This is a genomic window from Streptomyces sp. ID05-39B (assembly GCF_033794725.1).
GTDB lineage: Bacteria > Actinomycetota > Actinomycetes > Streptomycetales > Streptomycetaceae > Streptomyces > Streptomyces bobili.
On the sequence record NZ_JARGEF010000468.1, the window covers coordinates 1 to 2,352 of the forward strand.

4 protein-coding genes are annotated in these 2,352 nt (G+C 66.1%); all 4 read left to right on the forward strand.

Features of this window, described 5'->3' with window-relative positions:
• Positions 1-62 precede the first annotated feature (62 nt).
• The 4 genes from P1P75_RS41140 to P1P75_RS41155 all read left to right on the forward strand — a co-directional run bounded on the left by P1P75_RS41140 (position 63) and on the right by P1P75_RS41155 (position 2,327).
• Entirely contained in the window at positions 63-770 is a 708-nt protein-coding gene (locus tag P1P75_RS41140) for a response regulator transcription factor (RefSeq protein ID WP_319265066.1), read from the forward strand.
• Positions 771-884: 114 nt separating this feature from the next.
• Positions 885-1,115 carry a hypothetical protein gene (locus P1P75_RS41145; protein WP_319265061.1) on the forward strand — a complete coding sequence of 77 codons (231 nt, stop codon included), beginning with the start codon at positions 885-887 and terminating at the stop codon, positions 1,113-1,115.
• Positions 1,112-1,711, forward strand: coding sequence for a pilus assembly protein TadG-related protein (locus P1P75_RS41150; protein WP_319265069.1), 600 nt, complete (start codon positions 1,112-1,114; stop codon positions 1,709-1,711). The genes P1P75_RS41145 and P1P75_RS41150 overlap by 4 nt, the downstream gene beginning before the upstream one ends.
• Before the next feature lie 34 nt (positions 1,712-1,745).
• Positions 1,746-2,327 carry a hypothetical protein gene (locus tag P1P75_RS41155; RefSeq protein WP_319265064.1) on the forward strand — a complete coding sequence of 194 codons (582 nt, stop codon included), beginning with the start codon at positions 1,746-1,748 and terminating at the stop codon, positions 2,325-2,327.
• Positions 2,328-2,352 lie beyond the last annotated feature (25 nt).

Genomic DNA, 2,352 nt, shown 5'->3' on the forward strand with positions numbered 1-2,352 from the left:
AGCAGCCCCAGCCCGCCACCCCCTTACCGGAGGCTTTCGCGCCACCGACCCGGTCCACACCGGTGCGCGTGCTGGTGGCCGACGACAACCCCGTGGTCCGCGCCGGCCTGACCGCTCTCCTCTCCGGCCACGAGGACATCAGGGTCGTCGCGGAGGCCGCCGACGGCCGCCAGGCCTACGACGCCGCCCTCCGCCACCGCCCCGACCTCGTCCTCCTCGACGTCCGCATGCCCGATGTGGACGGCCTCTCGGCACTTCCCCACCTCGTGCGGATCGCTCCCGTCGTGATGCTCACCTACAGCAGCGAATCGGAGATCGTCCAGGAGGCCCTGCGGCGGGGGGCGGGCGGCTACCTGGTACACGGCGAGTTCACCGTGGCGGAACTGCTATCCGCGATCCGCGACATCGTGGCAGGACGGGCCCACCTCACGCCGACGGCAGCGACAGCAGTGCTTGCCCAACTCCGCTCCAGTGCGACTGCACATGGTGACGGAACCTCAAATTCCCCATTCCTTGCGACTTCTCGCAAACAGCTTTCGCAACTGCAACCATTCATGGGACAGTCAGGTCAGGTGTTCCAACTCAGCGCGAGGGAGGCGGAGATCATGGACCTGATCGCGGCGGGCCTCACCAACCAGCAGATCGCCGCCACCTGCTTCATCAGCGAGAAGACGGTCAAGAACCACATCAACCGCATCTTCGCCAAGCTCCACAGCACCAGCCGCTCGGAGGCCGCGGCCAAGTGGCTGGGAACGGCGGTGACCCCGTGAAACGCTCCCGGACGACGAATTGGGCCCGCGACTGGGCCCGGGGACCCTTCACCAGGACACCCGCTCCGCTCTACGTTCCTCAAGCCGGTAACGCCTCAAACGGAGGGGAACGCCATGAGCGACCTGATGCTGAAGACCGTCGTCGCGGCCAAGGTCCGGGTGAGCGGCTGGAAAAACACGACGACACAGGCCACCCGCCGCCACGGCGACCGGGGACAGACCGCGGTCGAGTACCTGGGGATCATCGCGGTGGTGGTGGCGATCGTGGTGTTGATCGCGAATACGAACTTGGGGCAGACGATTGTCGACAAGCTCAGGGCTCAGATCACTCGGGTGGCACCCTGACACGACCTCGCGCGTGCGGCGACGCAGGGCAGGCCTTTCCTATCTACCTCACGGTGGTGGCGGGCCTGCTCTTTCTCGCGTTCGCGTACTTTGCCGTGGGTCAGGCGGCGGTGAATCGCAATGGCGCTCAGTCGGCCGCCGACGCGGCGGCATTGGCAGCAGCGCAGGAGGCCAGAGACCAGCTTGCGGACCTGTGGACCGCGGGTGTCCGGGAGCCGACGAAATGGCAGGACATATTTCACGGCAACGGAGCTGACGACACCTGTTGGCGAGCTCGTGAGCTTGCGGCCATGAACGACGCGGGCAACGTGGAGTGCGAGCCCGATGGCCTCTTGGGCTACAGCGTGACCGTCCAGGCGAACAAGCCCATCGGAGCCTCCGTCGTCCCAGGGACGGCGGAGAGAAGGGCACACGCCTCCGCGATTGCTGTGATCGAGCCGCTGTGCACGTTCGAGCTTCCGGGCGAGGATGCTGAAGAGGACATCCTGCCGAAGCTCACCTGCGGAGACGAGGGCAGGGAATGGGAGTTGGATCCTGACGACCTCGGTGATCTCCCGAAGCCCGAAGACCTCTTCGACGTCCACCTTGCCGACTGACGAGCGAACGACGAGTGGAGAAGGAAGCAGAGTGATGAGGATGCGGTTCACGGCGAAAGCCGGCAGGGGGATGGTTGCGTTGACCGTCGCGACCGGGCTGGCCGTCGGCGCGACCGCTTGCAGCGGCGGCGGTGGCGACGACAAGAAGCCCCAGAATTCGGCCTCCGCTTCACAGGGCAACGGTTCGCAGCCCAGTGCGCAGGAAGGCCAGTCCGAGGAGCCGCTGGCAGAGGTGAAGGGCCCGAGCGGGCTCCTTCTCCAACTGACTTCCGCGGAACGCGACGCCGGCGGATTCATCACTGTGAACGGTGCACTGAAGAACGACAGCGGGACGGAAGTGGTCGTCCCGTCCGCGCTGAGTGGCAACGAGACCGAGATCATCAACAACGGGCTGTCCCTGGGCGGAGCCACCCTCGTCGACTCCAAGAGCAAGAAGCGCTACTACGTCCTCCGCGACACAGAAGGCCGACCCCTGACGACCACAGGCTTCTCGACGCTCAAGGCGGGCGAATCGATCGACGTCTTCCTCCAGTTCCCGTCACCCCCCGCCGACACGACCGACGTCTCCTTCCAACTGCCGCTGTTCCCCAGCGCGGTGATCAAGGTCTCCGGGTGACCCCCCGATGACCCAGACCCGCCAC

Bases quoted from the DNA above. Each gene is read 5' to 3' on its own strand.
- P1P75_RS41155 (WP_319265064.1), top strand. From the start codon at position 1,746: ATGAGGATGCGGTTCACGGCGAAAGCCGGCAGGGGGATGGTTGCGTTG.
- P1P75_RS41145 (WP_319265061.1), top strand. From the start codon at position 885: ATGAGCGACCTGATGCTGAAGACCGTCGTCGCGGCCAAGGTCCGGGTG.